Source organism: Neorhizobium puerariae, assembly GCF_042429745.1.
In the GTDB taxonomy this organism is placed as follows: Bacteria; Pseudomonadota; Alphaproteobacteria; order Rhizobiales; family Rhizobiaceae; genus Neorhizobium; species Neorhizobium puerariae.
The window spans coordinates 1-21,582 of the sequence record NZ_JBHMAA010000049.1 but is presented as its reverse complement, the minus strand read 5'-3'; the positions used below and the strand labels follow the sequence as shown (position 1 = coordinate 21,582).

Sequence of the window (21,582 nt, the reverse complement as noted above, 5' to 3'; positions counted from 1 at the left end):
AAAGCGGGAGGTTGGCGATGTACCTAAGCCATACTCCCCTCTGCCCTGCCGGGCATCTCCCCCACGAGGGGGAAGATCGGCCGGGCGCACCGGGGCTTTCCCTTGCATCATTTTCCTGCCAGTGCGCCGCCAGTCGATCACTGACCGGCGTCCTTCACCTTCTGGGCGATATCCGCGTCGATGCGTGCGAACGCGTCGTCGAGCTTCAGTTCGCCGGCCAGCGTCTGGCCGATGCGGGTGACGACCGCGGCGTAGACCGTGTCGGACCAGCGCCAGCCGGGCAGCTTCAGCGCGGTTTCCGACGTCGTCTTGGTCGCTTCCACATATCTGGTCAGAGCGGCCTTGGCCTGGGCGTTGTCGGTCTTGAAGTCGAGGCCGCCCTTGTCCACCACGCCCTTGTGGCCGGGCAGGAAAAGCGTGCGCTCGGAGAATTCCTTGACGATCTTCTCCTGGGCGAACCAGTCCATGACCTGGGCGACTTCCTTCGGGTTCTTGGTGTACTTGACGGCCACGAGAGCCGCGCCGCCCGGCATGCCGGTGCAGGCCGCCGAACCGCAGGGGCTGCCGACCGCCACCCAGTCGAAATTGTTGCCGATCTTGGTCGCCAGGTTCGCCACCTGCCATGAACCGGAATAATAGAAGGCGAGCTGGCCGTTGATGAAGTCGTCGGCGGCGGCGCGGTAGGTGGAGCCGGCGGCGGAGACCCAGACGTCCTTGGAAAAGGTGCCGTCACCGACCCAGTTCACGAACCTGGTCAGGAAGTCCCTGGCTCCCTTGTCGAGCGGGGCGGGCTTGCCGTCCTTGCCGACATAGTTCGCGCCGTAGGACAGCATCGGCGCGGTGATGCGGTGGCCCGAGCGGTCGATCGCCATGGCGAACGGGATCTGCTGGCTGTCCTTGACCTTCTTGGCGGCCGCCGCCCATTCTTCCCAGGTGGCCTTCGGGCCTGGAATTTCGACGCCGGCCTGCTCGAACAGCGTCTTGTTGGCAAAGCCGCCGGTGAGCGTGATCTGGGTCATGAAACCGGAAATCTGGTTGGAGCCGTCCGGACGCATCCAGTCCGCCTGGGCGCCGAAATTGTCGTCCCAGTATTTCGCATCCTTGACCAGCGGGCGCAGGTCGAGCCAGTGCCTTGAGAGGTCCTTGATGGCGGTGACGCGGGCAATGTCCGGGCCGTTTCCGGCTTCGAGCTGGACGGGGAGCTGCTCCTTGATGACGCTGTAGGCGACATTGTCGAGGATGACGTTGATGCCCGGGTTTTCCTTCATGAAGCGGCCGACGAGGTCCTTCATGACTTCGCCTTCGACGCCGTCCGAATACCACATGATGCGGACGTCGCCGGCATATGCGGCGGTCGACATCAGAAGGGCGAGCGCCGCGCCCGCCAGAAGCGATTTCGATTTCATGCGCATTTCCTCCTCTTGTCAGGACGGGGCCTCCTCCCGTCCATCTGGTTATCGTTGCCTGCCGTTCAGGCGGGGTTCAGCATCCTCGCCTCGCCCTTTACGGTATAGTCCTTCCGTGCGATCACCCGGCCTTCGGCCTCGATGCCGCCATCGGCCCTGAAGCGCACATTACCATATTCGGGGTCTTCGATGACGAAAGTGCCATCGGCCTGCTGTTCGGCGGCAAGGCCGGCGAAACGGCTTTCGACGGATGCGAGATCGCCGGCCTCGCAGATGCGGACGATCCAGCGGGTCCTCTGGCCGTACTGGCGCAGTTCCGCCCCGGCGGACGGGCCTTCCGTGACGGGGACGAGGTCGGAGCCGGCCTTGATGAGGACCGCGCCGTTTCCGGACCGGGCGAGCGCGAGCGCGCCGGCGACGCGGGTCTCGTCGAACTCCGCCTTCGGGAACCAGGCATGGGTGAAATCCGGCTGTTCCTCGTAGGTGGCGAATTCAAGCAGGGCCAGGCCGCGATATTGCTGGGCGCGCGGAATGGTGCCGCAGCCGCCCCAATAGGACGGGCGTCCGTAACCGAACTGGATCGTTTCGCCCGGATGGTTGATCCAGATCGCTGCTTCCGGCTTCTCGCCGATCCGCAGGTGCAGGACGGTTTCCTGGTAGCCCCATTCGTCCCAGCGGTAGTGCACCGTCGAGCCCATGGCGAAGTTCCTGCCCTTGTAGTGGTAGAGGGCGGCGAAGGAGTTCTCGCCCTGGGCGAAACGCCATTCCTGGTGCTGATCGGCCTGATGGTCGGCGATTGCGGCCAGGGAGGCCGGGATTTCCAGGCCGTGGTCGCGCAGGCATACGGCCATCTGCGGCAGGCAGTGGACGCGGCGGCCATAAAAACCCTTGCCCCAGAGCAGGCGGGCGACGGCGGAAAGCTCCAGCGAGCGGCCGGCGCAGAGCGTGTGTTCGTAGGAGCGCCCTTGCGCGGCGGTGACCATGCCGTGATGGGCGGAGCGGGCGATGACTTCGCAGAGGCGGACGATGCCTGCCTTGGCGCGGTCGGCAATGTCCTTGTCCGGCGAGATCGCGGCAAGCGCCGTCAGGCCCTTGAGGTCGATGGGGAAGTAGGGCGCGGAGTTGAACTCCGCCATTTCCCACTTTTCGAAATGGTCGAGCCAGGCGCGGACGCGCTCCGCGCCGACCTTCGCCTGCTCCGAGCCTTTGCGGCCGGAACGGACGAAGGTGGCTTCCGGGAGCAGATGGCCGGCGAGATAGGCCGACGTATGGAAGAGGAGGGCGTGGTTTTCGGAGAAATACCACTGCACGTCGTTGCCCGGCTCGTCCATCCAGTAGCGGTAGTTCAGGATGGCGCCGTCGATGCGGGCACGGGTCTTTTCGTTGATGTCCCCGCCCCAGACGGTGCGCGACCAGATGAGCGGCACCAGCGAGAAGTCGGCGCAGTCGTGGCAGTCCTCGATCGAGGGCAGGATTTCCTCGATCATCGCGTCCGTATCCGCGCCGGAACGGCCGCTCGCAAGGCGGGCGAAGGCCCGGACGGTGTCGCGTTCGGAATGTTCCGAGACTTCGGCGAGCGTTTCGGTGATGCGGTCGGCAAGCGAGGCGGATGCCTTGCCCTGGCGGGCGGCATGGCAGATCTCGACGCCGACGGAGCGGGAGGCGACGAAACCTCCGGCGTTCAGGGTCACGCGCAGGTGGCGAAAGTCTGCCGGAGCCTTTTCGGAGGCGCCGACATTGAGGCTCTTCGCGCCGGCCGGCAGGGTGAAATCGAAATCGAAGCGCTCGCGGGACATGAAGTCGCCTTCGATCGCGACATTGACCTTCACCTCGACCGGAAGCGGCCCGGCGAACAGAACGGTGATGTCGCCGCCGAAATAGTGCTGGCGGTCGAGATGCAGGCCGTCGAGGGCGGTTTCGAGGCTTTCCGCCACGGAGCCCGCAACCGGGACCGGGAGGGTGACGCTGGCCTTCGGGCCGGACAGGTAGTCGAACTGATAGAAATAGCGCGCGTCGCGTTCAGCGAGATCGTCGAAGAACAGGACGATCTCGTTGAGGCCGGCAACGAGCGGCAGGTCGAATTCCTGCTTGGCTTCGAGGTTGCGGCTGTAGGGAGCCATCCAGCCGATCTCGGCGCCGTTCAGCCAGAGGACCGCGCCGCCGCAGGTGCCGAGGCGGATCTTCGCCGTGCCGGCGGTCTCGGCTTCGATATAGGTGCGGGTCCAGGTGGCGAGCCGGGTCGGGCGGAACCAGAAGCCCGAGAGGTCGAGCCGGGGCGAACCGAAGGGCAGCCACCAGCGGGCGGCCTCGAACTCGCCGCGCACGTCGGGCCGCTTGCCGCGATAGGTCCCGGCGAAGATGGTGCGGCAGGGATATTCGTGCGGAATGAAGTTCTTCACCTTGGTGAGGAAGAAGAACGGGTCCATCTCGCCCTTCATCGGGGCGTCCGGCACGTCGAACCGTTCCTCGGTCATGCGGCCGAGCTGCCAGTACCGGACGGCTTCGCCCGGCTTCAAGGTCTTCCGCATCCAGTTCGCTTCAGGGTTCATCTCGGTCACTTCAATTCGCTGAGGGCCACGGGGGCCACGTCGTTGTATTCCTGGTTCTCGCCGGTCATGCCCCAGACGAAGGCGTATTGCGCCGTGCCGGCGCCCATATGGATCGACCAGGCGGGAGAGAGAACCGCATCGAGGTTCTTGACCATGAGGTGGCGTGTTTCCTCCGGGCGTCCCATGAGGTGGACGACCCGTTCCTCGGGCGCGAGGTCGAAATAGCAGTAAGCCTCCATGCGCCGCTCGTGGAGATGCGGCGGCATGGTGTTCCAGATGCTGCCTTCGGCAAGATCGGTGATGCCGAGCAGAAGCAGGCAGGAGGGCGTGACTTCCGGATGGATGTACATCCGCAGGTTCCGCAGATTGGCGCGCTTGGCATCGCCGAAGGTCAGCAGCCTGGATTCCGCCCGCTTGATGAGGCGGTGCGGGATATCCGCGCCGGCCGGAACCGAGTTCATGTAGAAGCGGGCCGGCTTGTCGGCGGAGGCGCTGGCGACGGAAATCTCCCGTGCGCCGCGGCCGATATAAAGCACGTCGCGGTTTTCCAGCGTGAAGCTCTTGCCGTCGACCGAGACGACGCCGGTGCCGCCGAGATTGGCGACGCCCATTTCGCGGGCCGAAAGCAGGAAAGGCGTGCCGATCTCCTGGCCGGAGCCGAAGGTCAGCGTCGACGACACGGGAACGGCGCCGCCAAGGATCAGCCGGTCCACATGGGTGTAGGTGAAGCTGACCTTGTTCTCCCGGAACAGGTCCTCGATCAGGAACTCGGCGCGCAGCCGCGCGGTGTCATAGGTCTTGATGTCCTCGGGGCCAGCCCCGTAAAGCACTTTCATCGTCATGCCGCATGCTCTCCCGCTTCCACATGCCGGAGGGCTTCGGAGAGGCAGAGGATGGAAAGCGCCTGTCCGTATCCCGTCGGCTGGATCGGTATGTCCCGGTAGAATTGCAGGTCGTGGCCCATGCGCGTGCCGTAGGACACGTTCAGCACGGTGCCGGCTTCATCGATATTGGCAAGCAAGGCTTCGACGGCCCTGAGGCCGGCGACGCGCCATTCATGGGTGCCAAGGCCGAGGCGATAGCCCTTGAGCAGGCCGTAGCCGAAGCCGGCGGTGGCGGAGATTTCCTCGTAGGACGAAGGGTCGTCGAGGAGCGTGCGCCAGGCGCCGGAGGCGGTCTGCAGCGGCAGAAGCGCGTTGACCTGCGCCACCAGCACGCCGAGAAGATAGTCCTTCACCGGATTAGGCATCTGCGCGAGGTCGAAGAGGTCCAGCATGCCGGCGGTGATCCAGGCATTGCCGCGCGCCCAGCGGGCTTCCGCGAAATTGTGACGGCCCTGAAAGGTCCAGCCGTGGAACCAGAGGCCGGTCTTCCGGTCGGCAAGATAGCGGGTGTGGACGAGGAACTGCTTGGCCGCCTCGTCGACCAGCTCGGTCCGGCCGCTCGCCTCGCCGTAGGAGGCAAGGAACAGGGCGACCATGTAAAGCGTATCGTCCCAGAGCTCGTCGTCGTTGACCTTGTCGGAGACGTGGTGCTCGAAGGCGCCTTCCTCCGTGCGGCCCATTTCGCTCACGACGCGGGTGGCCCAGGCATCCAGCACCGGCTGCCAGCGCGGATCTCGCGTTTCCCGCCACAGAACCGAGAGGCCGAGCATCGGCGCCGTCGTATTGACGTTGAGCGAGGGAAGGCCGGCGTCGATCCGGGCCGCGTACCAGTTCTCGATCAGGGTCCTGAGGTCGTCGCGGCCGGTAAAGAGCCAGAGCCGGATGAGACCGTAGAGGCCGACGCCCTGGGGCCATTCCCAACTGTCGAAGGAGATGTAGTCGCCGGCGGTGCCGTCGAGATTGGGCTCGTCAAAGCGGCCGTCGTGGCGCAGGCCGGTCATGCCGGCCACGAGAAGGTCGAGCTTCGTACGAATATCCCGGGCTGAAAGGCCCATCACTCACGTCCTCCCGTTGCGGCACCCTGATGGTGCGCAGCCTGTCGATCCGCTTCTCCCGAGCGGTACCCTCATGAAAACATCGGAAAATTGATTGCGCAATCTGAAAATTTTTTGCAGTCTGGTGTCCGATTTACGGGAGGAAGCCATGGCGGTCTCGGTCGTTCCGGGCAAGCGCGGCAAGAAAAGCCGGCGTGTGCGGCTGGAGGATATAGCGGAAAAAGTCGGGGTCTCGCTGAGCACGGTCTCGCGGGCGCTGGCCGGGGAGAAGGGGGTGCGCGCCGATATCCGCCAGCGCATCCTGGAGGCGGCGAAGGACGCCAACTACACCGTGCCGACGCCCGTGGCCGGCAAGAAGGTGGTGCTGGCCGCCTCCAGCGCGGCGATGATCGACTACGTCCGGAACCAGTTCACCCTCTATGTGCTCGAAGGTCTTCGGGACCGGGCGCAGGCGCTCGGGCTCGATATCGTCACGCGCGCCGTCGCCGACGAGGCGGAGGAGAAGGTCGTGCTCGAGGAGGCGGGCAGCGACCCGGACGTCGCGGGACTGCTGTTCCTCACCGTCGACGACGAGGGCATGCTCGCCGCCACCCGGGGTTTCGGCAAGCCCGTCGTGCTGATCAACGGCGACGATCCCTATATGCGGCTTTCGAGCGTCACGCCCTGCAATCGCTCGGCGGCGCGGCTCGCGGCGGACTACCTGATCCGGCTCGGGCACGAGCGCATCCTCTTTCTCATGCGGCCGGGGCGCAACACCATCGAACGGCGTCGCGAAGGCTGGCAGGATGCGCTCCTCCATCACGGGTTGCCGTGCCCCGGGAACCTGGTGATGCCGGTGGACGACTGGCTGCCGGAGCTTGCCGCGCAGGCCGTCGGCGAGCGGCTGCGCAGGAATGGGCTCGACTTCACCGCCGTGCTGGCGGCCGGCGACAGCCTTGCCGTCGGCGCCATGATGGGCGTGCAGCAGATGGGCTATTCGGTTCCGGGCGATGTCTCCGTCATGGGCATGGACGATCTGCCGCAGGCGGCTTTCCTCAATCCGCCGCTGACGACGATGCATATTCCCATGCGCGAACTCGGCGCGGTGGCGCTCGATCTGCTGCGCGATGCGATGGCCGGCTTCTCCACGCCGACGCGGCGAGTGGAGCTTGCCTGCCATATCGCCGAGCGGCAGTCGACAGGACCCGTCCGGGCCGGATAAACGCAAACCGAACGGATCATTCATGCGCCGTTCACAGGTGTGCTGGAACAATGACGAAGCCTCGAACATTGACCCGCCGGAAAACAACTCGGCCGGTCAGAAGCCGGTTCGGGCGACAAACGGTTTCTCAGGAGGAAGCCCGTGAAGAAGATTCTGATGTCCGTTGCGGCTTTCTGCGCGCTCATTGCTGCGCCGTCGCTGGCGGAGGCGGCCGTGCGCGGTTTCGCAACGGCCAATGTCAACATGCGGTCGGGGCCGAGCACCGGTTATCCCGCCGTCACCGTCATTCCGGTCGGGACGCCCGTCACCATCTATGGCTGCATGAGCAGCGTCAACTGGTGCGACGTCCAGTTTTTCGGCGGCCGCGGCTGGGTGTCGGGCAATTACGTGGAGGCCTCGTACCGCTCCAATCGCGTGTATGTCGGGCCTCAATATTACCGGCCGCTCGGCATTCCCATGATCACGTTCGACGTCGACAACTATTGGGGCCGTTATTATCGCGACCGCGATTTCTATCGTGAGCGCGACCGCTGGCGGCGCTTCACATGGGAGCCGGGCCGCAATCCGCCTCCGCCCCCGCCGCCGCGCTGGGACCGCGACCGCGATCGCTGGGACCGTGATCCGCCCCGCTGGGACCGTGACCGGGACCGGGATACCTGGCGCCCCGGCGACAACCGCCCGCCGGCTCCGCCGGTCTGGAACCGCGATCGCGACCGCTGGGACCGGGATGACCGTCGTCCTCCGCCGCGGGTCGACCGGGACGACGACCGCCGGCCGCCGCCACCCCGGGTCGATCGGGACGAAGACCGTCGTCCCCCTCCGCCAAGGGTAGACCGGGGCGAAGACCGTCGTCCTCCGCCGCCAATCGCCGATTTTCGCAACGACCGCCGTTCTCAGCCGAGAGCGGACCAGGGTGACGACCGTCGTCCGCCTCCGCCACGCGGTCAGGATTGCATACCGGGGACCCGCGGTTGCTCCGGAGACTAAGCCGGTAGCAGATCGAAAGGGCCGCCTCTCCGGGCGGCCCTGTCGCATTTTGCGACTATGACACTTTTATGCACGGCGTACAGTTCGGCTATGCCCTGACCATTGCACCTTCCGAACCTTTTCGATAAGAGACCCCGCAACTTGACAATCCCGTCGCAAGGACCGGATTTCGAGATGGTTTGAAGGCAGACGCCCTGGCGGTTCCCAAGTCTCGGGCGAAACAGTGGTTTTTGGTCGTATGGCTCGCATCGTCATGAAGTTCGGCGGCACATCCGTCGCCAGTCTCGAACGCATTCACAACGTCGCGCGCCATGTGAAACGGGAGGTCGAGGCCGGTCACGAAGTGGCGGTCGTCGTCTCCGCGATGTCCGGCAAGACCAACGAACTGGTCGGCTGGGTGCAGGACACGCCGAAGGTGACGGGCGCCAATTCCCCCTTCTATGATGCCCGCGAGTACGATGCGGTCGTGGCCTCGGGCGAGCAGGTGACGTCCGGGCTTCTGGCGATCGCGCTGCAGTCGATGGGCATCAACGCCCGTTCCTGGCAGGGCTGGCAGATTCCGATCCGCACCGACAATGCCCATGGCGCCGCGCGCATCCTGGAGATCGACGGCTCCGAGATCATCCGCCGCATGGGCGAGGGGCAGGTGGCGGTGGTCGCCGGTTTCCAGGGGCTTGGTCCGGACAACCGCATCGCCACGCTCGGCCGCGGCGGTTCCGACACGTCCGCGGTGGCGATCGCGGCCGCGGTCAAGGCCGACCGCTGCGATATCTATACCGATGTGGACGGCGTCTACACGACCGACCCGCGCATCGAGCCGAAGGCGCGCCGCATGAAGAAGGTCTCCTTCGAGGAAATGCTGGAAATGGCGTCGCTCGGCTCCAAGGTCCTGCAGGTGCGCTCGGTCGAGCTTGCCATGGTGTTCAAGGTCCGCACCTTCGTGCGCTCCAGTTTCGAAGACCCCGATGCGCCGGGCATGGGCGACCTTCTGAACCCGCCCGGCACTTTGATTTGCGACGAGGAAGAAATCGTGGAACAGGAAGTCGTCACCGGCATCGCCTATGCCAAGGATGAAGCGCAGATCTCGCTCCGGCGGCTTGCCGACCGGCCCGGCGTCTCGGCCGCGATCTTCGGGCCGCTCGCCGAAGCGCATATCAATGTCGACATGATCGTGCAGAACACGTCGGAAGACGGTTCGAAGACGGACATGACCTTCACCGTTCCCTCCGGCGACGTGCAGAAGGCGCTGAAGGTGCTGGAGGAGAACAAGGAAAAGATCGGCTTCGATGTCGCCCAGAACGAATCAGGCCTCGCCAAGGTGTCGGTCATCGGCATCGGCATGCGCAGCCATGCGGGCGTTGCCGCGCATGCTTTCAAGGCACTTGCCGAAAAAGGCATCAACATCAAGGCCATCACCACGTCGGAAATCAAGATTTCCATTCTGATCGACGGCGCATATTCCGAACTCGCAGTTCGGACTTTGCATTCCGCCTACGGTCTCGATAAGAGTTGATGATAAGCCGGTTCGGCGCGCGGCAAGTTTCGGGCGCGACGTCTTCCGGATAGCTTGTAATTTCGGGAGAGCTTATGGCGATGAGAGACCTGTCGGCAGGTCCGCGCGTTCTTTTGAAGCGGCTGCGCGAATTGATGGCGGAGCCGCTCGATCCGCAGGAGCGTCTTGACCGGATCGTCCGCCAGATCGCCAGCAACATGGTGGCCGAGGTCTGCTCGGTCTACGTGCTCCGCTCCGACGGCGTGCTCGAACTTTATGCGACCGAAGGCCTCAAGAAGGAGGCCGTCCACCTTTCGCAGTTGAAGATGGGCCAGGGTCTGGTCGGCACGATCGCCGTCTCTGCCCAGCCGCTCAACCTTTCCGATGCGCAGGCGCATCCGGCCTTCCGCTACCTCCCCGAGACCGGCGAGGAAATCTACCATTCCTTCCTCGGCGTGCCGATCCTGCGGGCCGGCCGCACTTTGGGCGTTCTCGTCGTCCAGAACAAGGCGAGCCGGAACTATCGCGAAGACGAGGTCGAGGCGCTCGAAACCACCGCAATGGTGATCGCCGAGATGATCGCGACGGGAGAGCTGAAGAAGATCACCCGGCCGGGTCTCGAACTCGACCTTACCCGCGCCGTGACAATCGAGGCGGACGGCTACAACGAGGGCATCGGGCTCGGCCATGTCGTCCTGCACGAGCCGCGCATCGTCGTCACCAACCTCTTGAACGAGGACGCGGACAAGGAGATCCAGCGGCTCGCGGAAGCGCTAGGCTCGCTGCGGATATCGATCGACGACATGCTGTCGCGCCGCGAGGTGGCGCAGGAGGGCGAGCACCGGGAGGTGCTGGAGACCTACCGCATGTTCGCCCACGACCAGGGCTGGGTGCGCCGCATGGAGGAGGCCATCCATAACGGGCTGACGGCGGAAGCGGCGGTCGAGAAGGTGCAGAGCGACACCAAGGCGCGCATGATGCGGCTCAGCGACCCGTATCTGCGCGAGCGGATGCACGATTTCGACGACCTCGCCAACCGGCTGCTGCGCCAGTTGACAGGCTTTTCCGGGCGCCTGTCCGAGGAAGGCTTTCCGGCCGATGCGATCATCCTGGCGCGGGCCATGGGGGCGGCGGAGCTGCTCGACTATCCGCGCGAGCGGATGCGCGGGCTGGTGCTCGAAGACGGTGCCGTGACGAGCCATGTGGTGATCGTCGCGCGGGCCATGGGCATCCCGGTCGTGGGGCAGGCCGCCGGCGTCGTGGCGCTCGCCGAAAACGGCGATCCGATCATCATCGACGGCGACGACGGCCAGATTCATCTCAGGCCGATGTCGGACCTGCAGAAGGCCTATGAGGAGAAGGTGCGGCTCAGGGCCCGCCGGCAGGAACAGTTCCGGGCGCTCAGGTCGGTCGAGCCGCTCACCAAGGACGGCAAGCGCATCAGCCTGCAGATGAATGCCGGCCTGATGGTCGACCTGCCGCAACTCGTGGAATCCGGCGCCGACGGCATCGGCCTTTTCCGCACCGAACTGCAGTTCATGATCGCGTCCACCATGCCGAAGCTGGAGGAGCAGGAGAACTTCTATCGCAACGTGGTGAAGCAGGCGGGAGGGCGCCCGATCACCTTCCGCACGCTCGATATCGGCGGGGACAAGGTCGTCTCCTATTTCCGCAGCCACGAAGAGGAAAACCCCGCGCTCGGCTGGCGGGCGATCCGCCTGTCGCTCGACCGGCCCGGATTGCTGCGCACGCAGCTTCGCGCCCTGCTCCGGGCGTCCTCCGGCGGCGAGCTCCGGATGATGGTGCCGATGGTGACGGAGGTTTCGGAAATCCATGCGGTGCGCGACCTGATGCAGAAGGAAGTGCAGCATCTTTCGAAGTTCGGTTACAACCTGCCGCGCAAGCTGCAGTTCGGCGCCATGCTGGAAGTGCCGGCGCTGATGTGGCAGCTCGACGAACTGATGGCCGAGGTGGATTTCGTTTCGGTCGGGTCGAACGACCTCTTCCAGTTCTCGATGGCGGCCGATCGCGGAAATGCGCGGGTCTCCGACCGCTTCGACAATCTCGGCAAGCCGTTCCTGCGCATCCTGCGCGACATCGCGCGGGCCGGCGAGCGCAACAAGACGTCGGTGACGCTTTGCGGCGAGATGGCCGGCAAGCCGCTGTCCGCCATGGCGCTGATCGGGATCGGCTACCGTTCCGTCTCGATGGCGGCGACCTCCATCGGTCCGGTCAAGGCCATGCTTCTCGGGCTCGATGCGGACCTGCTGGCCGCCGAGCTGAACGCCGCGCTCGACGATACCCGCTCGTCGGAACCGATCCGCGACCTGCTTGTCCGGTTCGCCGAGGCTCACAATATTCCGGTTTGACGATTGAATGACGGCCATTGGTCGAGCTATGTGCTCTCACCGTCGTCCCGGGGCCTGTCCCGGGGATTTATCCACGTCGACAGGTTAGCTGATCCTCGGGATAAGCCCGGGGACGACGAGCGGAATAGTTGGAGTTTTATGATTGGCTAAGCTTCCTGTTGAAAAGATGCGCGAGCTGGAACGCCGTTTCGGCGAGATCGAGGCGCGCATGTCGGAGGGGCCGTCCGCGGATGTCTATGTGAAGCTCGCCTCGGAATATTCCGAGCTGCAGCCCGTCGTGCGCAAGATCCGCGAATACGAGAAGACGGTCGTCGAGGCGGCCGATCTTCGGGCAATGCTTGCCGACAGGGCGACCGATCGCGAAATGCGTGAGCTTGCCGAGCTGGAACTGCCGGAGGCGGAAACGCGGATCGAGGCGCTCGAAAAGGAGATGCAGATCCTGCTCCTGCCGAAGGACGCGGCGGACGAGCGAAGCGCCATCCTGGAAATCCGCGCCGGTACGGGCGGCAACGAGGCGGCACTGTTTGCTGGCGATCTCTTCCGCATGTACGAACGTTACGCCAGCACCCATGGCTGGAAGGTCGAGGTTCTCTCGGCCAGCGAGGGCGAGGCGGGCGGCTACAAGGAAATCATCGCGACGATCACCGGCCGGGGCGTGTTCTCGAAGCTGAAATTCGAATCCGGCGTGCACCGGGTGCAGCGCGTGCCGGAGACCGAAGCGGGCGGACGCATCCATACGTCGGCGGCGACGGTCGCGGTCTTGCCGGAGGCGGAGGAGATCGACATCGAAATCCGCCCCGAGGACATCCGCATCGACACGATGCGCTCTTCCGGCGCCGGCGGGCAGCACGTCAACACCACGGATTCGGCGGTGCGCATCACGCATCTTCCGACCGGCATCGTCGTCACCAGCTCGGAAAAATCGCAGCACCAGAACCGCGCCAAGGCGATGCAGGTGCTGCGCTCCCGGCTCTACGACATGGAGCGGCAGAGGGCAGATAACGAGCGTTCCGCGGACCGCAGGAGCCAGGTGGGCTCCGGCGACCGCTCGGAGCGCATCCGCACCTACAACTTCCCGCAGGGAAGGGTGACGGACCACCGCATCAACCTGACGCTCTACAAGCTCGACCGGATGATGGAGGGCGAGATCGACGAGGTGGTCGATGCGCTGATCGCCGACTACCAGGCCGGCCAGCTCGCACAGCTCGGGGAAAGCCAGGGATGACGACGCTTGGCGCGGCGGTGGCCGAGGCGAAAAGCCGGTTTTCGGCAGCCGGACTGCCGGATGCGGCCATCGAGGCGAGGCTTCTCATCGGCGGGCTGCTCAACCTGTCCGCCACCGAGGTCTTCACCGGCGGCGACCGGCCGCTGACGCACGCGGAATCGAGCCGAATTGCAGATTCGATCGAACGGCGCTTGAAACGGGAGCCGGTCCATCGCATATTAGGAAAACGAGAATTCCACGGGGTGGACCTGCTGATTTCGAAAGAAACGCTGGAGCCACGCCCGGACACCGAAATCCTGGTGGATTCGATGCTTCCCTACGTGAGGCAGATTGTCGCAGCCAAGGGCGCGGCACGCCTCCTGGATCTCGGCACCGGAACAGGTGCGATCATCCTGGCGCTTCTGAAGGAAATTCCCGAGGCCAGGGGAATCGGCACCGATATTTCGGAGGATGCGTTGAAGACGGCAGCGGAAAACGCCGCGAGGCTGGGATTGACGGAACGATTTGCCACGGTTGGCAGCGACTGGTTCGACCAAGTTACCGGACGTTTCGACATAATCGTGTCAAATCCGCCGTATATACGGAGTGACGTCATCCCCGCACTGGAGCCCGAAGTCCGGGATTTCGATCCCCCGGCAGCGCTGGATGGAGGGTCCGACGGGCTCGCCGCTTATCGAGCGATTGCCGCGGATGCTGGAGATTTCCTTGAAAAGGACGGCGTTATCGGCGTCGAAATCGGATTCGATCAGAAGGAAACCGTGACCGCAATTTTCCGCTCGGCCGGCTTCACGCTGGCGCAAGCAGATCGTGACTACGGTGACAATGATCGTGTTCTCGTTTTTATCGGGAAAGAGGCCTGATTTGTATAGCAAAAGAAAAGGCTTGGATTTCCGAGGGAAGCGGGATAGCTTGCAAGTACGCACTGGGGCAGCTGGGGATGAACAGCGATTCGTTCGGGTTACAGGTCAACCCTTGATCCTGCTCTTTTCGAAGAGTTGTGAAGGTTGAGCAATTCCCGGTGCGTGAATCAGTTAATTTGACTTTCACAAGCGGCAGGACGCTTTGTTCGCCCTGTGCGCGGCACGCGAAGTCTTGTTCCGGCATGGACCGGCAGGCCGCGTGGCCCTTTATCAGCGAAGACAGAGAATTGGTGAACGATAGATGAGGCCAGGACAGCAGAACAAGCGCGGTCGAGGGCGCGGCAATAACAATAATAACAACAACGGCGGCGGCAACAACTTCAACCGCAAGGGCGGAAATCCTCTCAGCAGGACGTATGACAGCTCCGGCCCGGACGTGAAGATCCGCGGCACCGCCCAGCATATCGCCGAGAAATACGCGGCCCTTGCCCGCGACGCCCAGAGCGCCGGCGACCGGGTCATGGCTGAGAACTATCTGCAGCACGCGGAACACTACAACCGCATCATTGCCGCCGCCCAGGCGCAGATGCAGGACCGCTTCCAGCATCACGAGCGCGGCGACTATCAGGAACGGGACGGCAATGTTCTGGACCAGGACGAGATCGAAACGGTCGATACGGACGACCTCGGTTTCGGCCAGCAGCCCGTGGTTGCCGACGAGGCATCGGCTCCGCAGCCGCAACATCAGCCGCGCCGCGAGCCGCGGGAGCAGGCTCAGGACCAGCAGCCGCGCGAGAACCGTCGCGACCGCGAACAGCGTCGTGACCGTCGGCAGGACCGCGAGCAGCGTCGCGAGCAGCCTGCGCTTGCAGAACAGCCCGAACCTGCCGAGCAGCCGGTTGCCGTGGAGCAGCCCCGGTCTCCCGTCGTGGATGGGTCCGGCCCGCAGCCGGTGATCGAAGGCACGCCGGCGGAAGTCGTGGTCGAACAGGCCGAGCAGGCCGAAGCGACCGCTCCGGCCGAACGCACTCCCCGCCGCCGTGCGGCCAGCCGTCCGCGTCGTCCGCGCCGCGGTGAAGCTGCCGAAGGGGGCGAGGCCTCCGGCGAAACGGAGCAGCCGGTTCTGGCGGAAGCCACCAGCGAATAGGTTTCACGGTCAAGGCGGCGGCGAGAAAACAGCTGAAAGCTCGCCGCTCCCGCTTCTTGCGAAGCGCATCTTCGTCCGGGGACCTGCCGGGCATTTCAGGATGCGCGTCAGAATTGCGTATTGTCAAAACTCCGGTCGAAAGCCGGAGTTTTTTGCTTTTGCGAACTCTTTAAACACCGGATTTCGCTTACCATATCTCAAGCCGAAGCCGGTTTGCGCCGGCCGGGCTCGCCTTTGAGGGAGCTCAATCTCAATCATCGGCCTGTGCCTTATAAGGGCAGGGCGATTCAGGAGGTCAGAGAATGAACATCGAAAAATATTCCGAGCGGGTCCGCGGTTTCCTGCAGTCGGCGCAGACGAGCGCGCTCGCCTCGGGTCATCAGCAGTTCACGCCGGAACACGTACTGAAAGTCCTGCTCGACGACGACCAGGGCATGGCGTCGTCGCTGATCGAACGTGCCGGCGGCAATGCCAAGGAAGCCCGCATCGCCAACGACGCGACGCTTGCCAAGCTGCCCAAGGTTTCCGGCGGCAATGGCGAAATCTATCTTTCCCAGCCGCTCGCCAAGGTCTTCGCGACCGCTGAGGAGGCGTCGAAGAAAGCCGGCGACAGTTTCGTGACGGTCGAGCGCCTGCTTCTCGCGCTTGCGATCGAAAGCTCGGCATCGACGGCCGCGACGCTCAAGAAGGCGGGCGTCACCGCGCAGGCGCTGAACCAGGTCATCAACGATATCCGCAAGGGCCGCACCGCCGACAGCGCGAACGCCGAACAGGGTTTCGAGGCGCTGAAGAAATATGCCCGCGACCTGACCGCGGAAGCCCGTGAAGGCAAGCTCGACCCGGTGATCGGCCGCGACGACGAAATCCGCCGCACGATCCAGGTGCTCTCCCGCCGCACCAAGAACAACCCGGTCCTGATCGGTGAGCCCGGCGTCGGCAAGACGGCGATCGCCGAGGGCCTCGCGCTCAGGATCGTCAACGGCGACGTGCCGGAAAGCCTGAAGGACAAGCGGCTGATGGCGCTCGACATGGGTGCGCTGATCGCCGGCGCGAAATATCGCGGCGAGTTCGAGGAGCGGCTGAAGAGCGTGCTGAACGAGGTTCAGTCGGAAAACGGCGAGATCATCCTGTTCATCGACGAGATGCACACGCTGGTCGGCGCCGGCAAGTCCGATGGCGCGATGGACGCCTCCAATCTCCTGAAGCCTGCGCTTGCCCGCGGCGAGCTGCATTGCGTCGGCGCGACCACGCTCGACGAATACCGCAAGCATGTGGAGAAGGACCCGGCGCTCGCCCGTCGTTTCCAGCCGGTCATGGTCGACGAACCGACCGTGGAGGACACGATCTCGATCCTGCGCGGCCTGAAGGAAAAGTACGAACAGCATCACAAGGTGCGGATCTCCGACTCCGCGCTGGTTGCCGCCGCGACGCTTTCCAACCGCTACATTACCGACCGCTTCCTGCCCGACAAGGCGATCGACCTGATGGACGAGGCCGCATCGCGCCTTCGCATGCAGGTGGATTCCAAGCCCGAGGAATTGGACGAACTCGACCGCCGTATCATCCAGCTGAAGATCGAGCGCGAGGCCCTGAAGAAGGAAACCGACAGCGCCTCGGCCGACCGGCTGGTGCGGCTCGATACGGAACTGACCTCGCTCGAGGAGCAGGCGGATGCGCTGACGGCCCGCTGGCAGGCGGAAAAGCAGAAGCTCGGCCTTGCTGCGGACCTCAAGAGGCAACTCGACGAAGCCCGCAACGAACTGGCAATCGCCCAGCGCAAGGGTGAATACCAGCGTGCCGGCGAGCTGACCTATGGCGTCATTCCGGATCTCGAAAAGGATCTGAAGGCTGCCGAGGAGCGCGACAGCGCCGGTAGCTCGATGGTGCAGGAAGTCGTCAATCCGGATGCGATCGCGCATGTCGTTTCCCGCTGGACCGGCATTCCGGTCGACAAGATGCTGGAAGGCGAGCGCGAGAAGCTGCTCAGGATGGAAGACGAGCTGGCGAAATCGGTCGTCGGCCAGGGCGATGCCGTCCAGGCGGTCTCCCGCGCGGTTCGCCGTTCGCGTGCCGGCCTGCAGGACCCCAACCGGCCGATCGGTTCGTTCATCTTCCTCGGCCCGACCGGCGTCGGCAAGACGGAGCTGACGAAATCGCTCGCCCGCTTCCTGTTCGACGACGAGACCGCGATGGTTCGCATGGACATGTCGGAGTACATGGAAAAGCATTCCGTGGCCCGGCTGATCGGCGCGCCTCCCGGCTATGTCGGTTACGACGAAGGCGGCGCGCTGACCGAAGCGGTCCGGCGCAAGCCCTATCAGGTCGTGCTGTTCGACGAGATCGAGAAGGCGCATCCGGACGTGTTCAACGTCCTCCTGCAGGTGCTCGACGACGGGCGTCTGACGGACGGGCAGGGCCGTACGGTCGACTTCAAGAACACGATGATCATCATGACGTCGAACCTTGGTGCGGAATACCTTACCAATCTGCGCGACGGCGAGGATGTCGACAGCGTCCGCGATCAGGTGATGGACGTGGTCAAGATGTCGTTCCGGCCGGAATTCCTGAACCGTGTCGACGAAATCATCCTCTTCCACCGCCTGAAGCGGAACGAGATGGGCGCGATCGTCGATATCCAGATGAAGCGGCTTCTCAATCTGCTCGCCGAGCGCAAGATTTCGATCGAGCTTGGCGAAGATGCCCGCGAATGGCTGGCCGAGAAAGGTTACGACCCGGTCTATGGCGCCCGTCCGCTGAAGCGGGTGATCCAGAAATACCTGCAGGACCCGCTCGCGGAGCAGATCCTGGGCGGCCAGATCCCGGACGGCTCGACCGTCGCGGTTTCGTCCGGTTCCGACCGGCTGCTCTTCCGCGTCAAGGGCGGCGCGAGCGAAGCCGCGGCTGCATAAGCCAACTTTTAAGGGCCGCCCTCAGGGGCGGCTTTTTTCGTCCGGGGTGGAGCGAGGTCGAGACATGATCGTTCGGAGAATGCCGGAAGACTGCATTTTTCCCGCCGGGCTGAAGCCGGGCGACAAGATCCGCTTCATCTCGCCGGCAAGCACGCCGGAGAGGCTGCCTGTGCTTGCGCGGGCGGAAAGTCTTCGCGCCCTCGGCTTCGAGGTGGATTTCGGCCGGCACGCCTTTGAAAAATACGGTCCTTTCGCAGGGACCGACGCCCAGCGCCTGGAGGATATCAACGACGCGTTTCGCGATCCCGCCGTCCGGGCGATCTTCGCCACGCGTGGCGGCAAGGGGTCCTATCGCATTGCGGATCGGCTCGATTTCGAGGCGGTGCGGCGCGATCCGAAACCGCTGGTCGGCTTCAGCGATATCACGGCCCTGCATCTTTCCCTTTTCCTTCACTGCCGTCTCGTGGGCGTGCACGGCACGCTTTATGGAAACGGCGAAGGCGGGTTCGACGCGGAAAATCTCGAACTGCTGCTGCGGATGCTGGCGGGCCGGGGCAGTCTGGTCTTCCAGGCAAGGCCCGATGAAGCGACCGCGGTGCTGACGGCGGGCGGTGCGGCGAGCGGCCTGCTGATCGGCGGCAATCTCGATACGATCGCAACGGCCGCCGGCTGGGCGCTGCCGGGTCTGCAGGGCGCGATCCTGCTCGTCGAGGCGGCCGATTGCCAGCCGGGGCGGATCGATCGTGCGCTGACGATGCTCGGAAAGGCCGGCCACCTGGACGGGCTTGCGGGGGTGGCCGTCGGCCAGTTCACGACCGCCGACCCGGAACGCTTGCCGCCGGTCATCGACATCGTCGGCGATCACCTGAGCCGGATGGCAGTTCCCGTCCTGGGCGGCCTGCCGTTCGGCCATGGCACGCGCGCGCTCAGCACGCCCGTGGGCAGTACGGCATGCATCGATGCCGCGGCCGGGACGCTGACCGTCTTCCACTGATCGGTCAGCGGCTTGCGACCTCGTCGGACGGCTGGATGTTGAGCAGGACGTCGATGCGCTTGCGTTCCTCTTCGAACCGGGCAAGCGCCTTGCCTTCCAGCGAACTGCCGCCGGGCAGGCGCACCTTCATCGGGTCGACCTTGGTGCCGTTGACGATCAGCTCGTAATGCAGGTGCGAGCCGGTCGATTCCCCGGTCGAACCCACGTAACCGATCACCTGGCCCTGGGTCACCTTCGCGCCCTCGCGGACGCCGGCGACTATCGCGCTCTGGTGGTTGTAGGAGGAGACATAGCCATTGGCATGGCGGATGAGCGTCTGGTTGCCGTAGCCGCCGGAATCCCAGCCGGCCTTCTCGACGGTGCCATTGCCGGCCGCGATGATCGGCGTGCCGCGGGGCGCCGCCCAGTCGGTGCCGGTATGCATGCGCGAGTAACCGAGGAGCGGATGGGCGCGCATGCCGAAACCGGAGGTCATGCGGCCGTTCGGAACCGGGTTGCGCAGCAGGAACTGGCGGATGCTCTTTCCGTTCTCGTCGAAATAGTCGATCGACCCGTCGTCGGAATTCTGAAAGCGGTAAAAGCGGGTGGTCGTATCGCCGAAACGGGCGTTGACGTAAAGCAATTCGGAATTCTTGTCCGCCTGGCCCTTTTCGTCGGCGACCGAGAAGAAGGCTTCGATCTTGTCCGCCGGTTTCAACTGGGCCTGCAGATCGACATTGCTGGCGAGCAGCTTCACCAGGAGAGCCGTCATATCCCTGTTCATGCCGTAGGACAGGGCGGCGCGATAGATGCCGTCATAGACGCGCGGCAGTTCGCGGCCCGTCACGATCTGGGGCGGCTGCTCGCTGAAGGCGGAAGCGACCGCATCCAGCATCGGCGGCTCCTCGCCGTTCACGAACCGGCCGTGATCGTCGAGGGCGACCGTCACCTGATGCTTGCCGCGCCGGTAAAGGCTGGCGCGCACGACCAGCACCATGTCGCCGTCCTGGATCACGCCGATGCGCAGCACGTCGCCGGCGACGAGATCCGCCTCGCCCAGCCGGGAGTGGAGATAGCCGGAAATCTCCTGCGCCTTGCCCTCGGGATAACCGACTTCCGTCATGGCCTGGGTAACGGTCTCGGGCTTGCGGACCGGAATGATGTCGTCGGCATATTCACGCGTATGCGAGGTGACCGGTTCGGAGGCCGAGACGGAGATGTTCTCCTCGACGATGCGCGCCGACAGGCCGGCGGTGATGTCGAGATCGCCGTCGTCGTCGTCCTTCGACGAGAAACGCTGCGGATCGACATAATAGAGAGCGGAAAGCTGGGTGTTTCCATCCGTCAGCACCGAGCCGTTGGAGCGGACGTTCTCCTCCACTTCCTCCAGGGTCATGGCCGGCGCAAGGGCGTAGGTGATGCCTTTGACCGGAAAGGCGACCGTCTGCAGGCTTACCTCGGATTCGACATTGGAACCGTAGATCGCGCCGGCCCGCGCGGCAGGCGGGGGAGGGGCCTCGCTGGACGAAAAGATCGTCAGGGGATCGAAGGAGGGGTAGTCCTCCTGGGCCACATGGTTTGCGGCAAGGTTCATCTTCACATGCGCGAACGGCTTGCGGCGGACGACTTCCTTGTTTCCCTCATGGATTACCGTGGAGACTTCCATGATCTTCCGGTCGGTCGGCATGGCGACGATATTGCCGCCAAGCAGGCGTTTTCCGCGCGAGGCGGTGTCGGCGTCGTCGTCATGCGGCAGCGAGGCGGAAGCCTCGGCAGGGATGGCAAGCTGCTGGCGCCCGTCAAGCGCCGCAAACAGCGCGACGCCCATCAGGATCGACGAGGTTATGCCGGTGAGGAAGGTGCCCGAAAGCCAGCGAAAGGAAATCTCACGGTGATCCGGGGCGCGGCGGCCATCGGCGAGTATCGGCGGTTCGTTGCCGAGCGAGCGGATCGTGCTGCGGGCCATCGTCATGCCAGTCTGAGCCAATTCCCCTGATACTCGTCGTGTCGCGGGCAAGCCTTTATTGTGCCCGCGAAACCTTGGGCCAAACATGTGCCCGTTTCGATGCGGAGAGTCAAATCGGCATGGTTGCAAACGGGTGCAATCCTTGAAACGAGCCTTCGAATCCCCATCCGGAGCTTTGTAGACCAGGAGATTGTGAATTTGTCGGGGCAGTTTTGGGGCGCGGTCCGGCAGGACGGCGTTTTCCGGCGCCGGACGCGGTCACATCGTCCGCAGCGAACAGGGGGTTCCAAGGGAAATCCAAAATTATCGTTTGAAATCAATATTCTGTCGTTTTTCCTGAAAATTTCGATATCCCCCTGTTGACTTGATATTGTGGTAGCCTCTATAAGCCGTGTCACTGACGAGGGCGGCGGCGCTGCTGGCGACGAAGTTTCTCGTTCTGGAGAAATCGCGAGATTTGCTCCTGCAAAATCACTGAGAAGTTGGCTGGAATGCTGATGGGGCCGGGTTACGGTTTGGCTCTGTGATGGATGACGTGATTGGCTTTTGTGCCGGTTTC

14 protein-coding genes are annotated in these 21,582 nt (G+C 64.3%); 9 read left to right on the top strand and 5 right to left on the bottom strand.

Annotated features, from left to right (window positions below; genetic code table 11):
• Positions 1-137: 137 nt before the first annotated feature.
• From ACFFP0_RS29795 to bglB, 4 genes are all read right to left on the bottom strand, one after another.
• Positions 138-1,406, bottom strand: coding sequence for an ABC transporter substrate-binding protein (locus ACFFP0_RS29795; protein ID WP_377265853.1), 1,269 nt, complete (start codon positions 1,404-1,406; stop codon positions 138-140).
• A 65-nt stretch (positions 1,407-1,471) separates the two neighbouring features.
• Positions 1,472-3,955, bottom strand: coding sequence for a hypothetical protein (locus tag ACFFP0_RS29790; protein WP_377265851.1), 2,484 nt, complete (start codon positions 3,953-3,955; stop codon positions 1,472-1,474).
• A 5-nt stretch (positions 3,956-3,960) separates the two neighbouring features.
• Entirely contained in the window at positions 3,961-4,797 is an 837-nt protein-coding gene (gene kduI, locus ACFFP0_RS29785; protein WP_377265849.1) for a 5-dehydro-4-deoxy-D-glucuronate isomerase, read from the bottom strand.
• Complete coding sequence (gene bglB / locus ACFFP0_RS29780) at positions 4,794-5,894, bottom strand: beta-galactosidase BglB (protein WP_377265848.1); 1,101 nt, start codon at positions 5,892-5,894, stop codon at positions 4,794-4,796. The genes kduI and bglB overlap by 4 nt, the downstream gene beginning before the upstream one ends.
• A gap of 148 nt (positions 5,895-6,042) precedes the next feature.
• Between bglB and ACFFP0_RS29775 the strand changes: the two genes are divergently transcribed.
• The 9 genes from ACFFP0_RS29775 to ACFFP0_RS29735 all read left to right on the top strand — a co-directional run bounded on the left by ACFFP0_RS29775 (position 6,043) and on the right by ACFFP0_RS29735 (position 19,078).
• Complete coding sequence (locus tag ACFFP0_RS29775; protein WP_377265847.1) at positions 6,043-7,095, top strand: LacI family DNA-binding transcriptional regulator; 1,053 nt, start codon at positions 6,043-6,045, stop codon at positions 7,093-7,095.
• Between the two features lie 141 nt (positions 7,096-7,236).
• Positions 7,237-8,082, top strand: a complete 846-nt coding sequence (locus ACFFP0_RS29770; RefSeq protein WP_377265846.1) for an SH3 domain-containing protein — start codon at positions 7,237-7,239, stop codon at positions 8,080-8,082.
• Between the two features lie 238 nt (positions 8,083-8,320).
• On the top strand, positions 8,321-9,595 hold the full coding sequence (locus tag ACFFP0_RS29765) for an aspartate kinase (protein WP_377265845.1): 1,275 nt from the start codon (positions 8,321-8,323) through the stop codon (positions 9,593-9,595).
• 80 nt (positions 9,596-9,675) lie between these two features.
• Complete coding sequence (gene ptsP, locus ACFFP0_RS29760; RefSeq protein ID WP_377265860.1) at positions 9,676-11,943, top strand: phosphoenolpyruvate--protein phosphotransferase; 2,268 nt, start codon at positions 9,676-9,678, stop codon at positions 11,941-11,943.
• Positions 11,944-12,085: 142 nt separating this feature from the next.
• Complete coding sequence (prfA, locus tag ACFFP0_RS29755; RefSeq protein WP_377265844.1) at positions 12,086-13,168, top strand: peptide chain release factor 1; 1,083 nt, start codon at positions 12,086-12,088, stop codon at positions 13,166-13,168.
• Positions 13,165-14,028: a peptide chain release factor N(5)-glutamine methyltransferase gene (gene prmC / locus ACFFP0_RS29750; RefSeq protein WP_377265843.1), complete on the top strand. Its 864-nt coding sequence runs from the start codon at positions 13,165-13,167 to the stop codon at positions 14,026-14,028. Before prfA ends, prmC begins: the two co-directional genes overlap by 4 nt.
• 301 nt (positions 14,029-14,329) lie before the next feature.
• Positions 14,330-15,175 carry a DUF4167 domain-containing protein gene (locus ACFFP0_RS29745; protein WP_377265842.1) on the top strand — a complete coding sequence of 282 codons (846 nt, stop codon included), beginning with the start codon at positions 14,330-14,332 and terminating at the stop codon, positions 15,173-15,175.
• Between the two features lie 302 nt (positions 15,176-15,477).
• A complete protein-coding gene (clpB, locus tag ACFFP0_RS29740; protein WP_377265841.1) occupies positions 15,478-18,084 on the top strand; it encodes an ATP-dependent chaperone ClpB in 2,607 nt (868 codons plus the stop codon).
• 64 nt (positions 18,085-18,148) lie between these two features.
• Positions 18,149-19,078 (top strand): S66 peptidase family protein, encoded by a 930-nt coding sequence (locus ACFFP0_RS29735; protein WP_377265840.1) that lies wholly within the window; start codon positions 18,149-18,151, stop codon positions 19,076-19,078.
• A 4-nt stretch (positions 19,079-19,082) separates the two neighbouring features.
• On the opposite strand, the gene ACFFP0_RS29730 is transcribed toward ACFFP0_RS29735, so the two are convergent.
• The gene (locus ACFFP0_RS29730) at positions 19,083-21,029 is read right to left on the bottom strand and encodes a M23 family metallopeptidase (protein WP_377265839.1); all 1,947 of its coding nucleotides are present in this window, start codon (positions 21,027-21,029) and stop codon (positions 19,083-19,085) included.
• Positions 21,030-21,582: the final 553 nt, after the last annotated feature.

Coding starts and splice junctions, on each gene's coding strand:
- clpB (WP_377265841.1), top strand. CDS start 15,478: ATGAACATCGAAAAATATTCCGAGCGGGTCCGCGGTTTCCTGCAGTCG.
- ACFFP0_RS29795 (WP_377265853.1), bottom strand. CDS start 1,406: ATGAAATCGAAATCGCTTCTGGCGGGCGCGGCGCTCGCCCTTCTGATG.
- ACFFP0_RS29765 (WP_377265845.1), top strand. CDS start 8,321: ATGGCTCGCATCGTCATGAAGTTCGGCGGCACATCCGTCGCCAGTCTC.
- bglB (WP_377265848.1), bottom strand. CDS start 5,894: ATGGGCCTTTCAGCCCGGGATATTCGTACGAAGCTCGACCTTCTCGTG.
- ptsP (WP_377265860.1), top strand. CDS start 9,676: ATGAGAGACCTGTCGGCAGGTCCGCGCGTTCTTTTGAAGCGGCTGCGC.
- kduI (WP_377265849.1), bottom strand. CDS start 4,797: ATGACGATGAAAGTGCTTTACGGGGCTGGCCCCGAGGACATCAAGACC.
- ACFFP0_RS29745 (WP_377265842.1), top strand. CDS start 14,330: ATGAGGCCAGGACAGCAGAACAAGCGCGGTCGAGGGCGCGGCAATAAC.
- ACFFP0_RS29790 (WP_377265851.1), bottom strand. CDS start 3,955: ATGAACCCTGAAGCGAACTGGATGCGGAAGACCTTGAAGCCGGGCGAA.
- prmC (WP_377265843.1), top strand. CDS start 13,165: ATGACGACGCTTGGCGCGGCGGTGGCCGAGGCGAAAAGCCGGTTTTCG.
- ACFFP0_RS29775 (WP_377265847.1), top strand. CDS start 6,043: ATGGCGGTCTCGGTCGTTCCGGGCAAGCGCGGCAAGAAAAGCCGGCGT.
- ACFFP0_RS29730 (WP_377265839.1), bottom strand. CDS start 21,029: ATGACGATGGCCCGCAGCACGATCCGCTCGCTCGGCAACGAACCGCCG.
- ACFFP0_RS29735 (WP_377265840.1), top strand. CDS start 18,149: ATGATCGTTCGGAGAATGCCGGAAGACTGCATTTTTCCCGCCGGGCTG.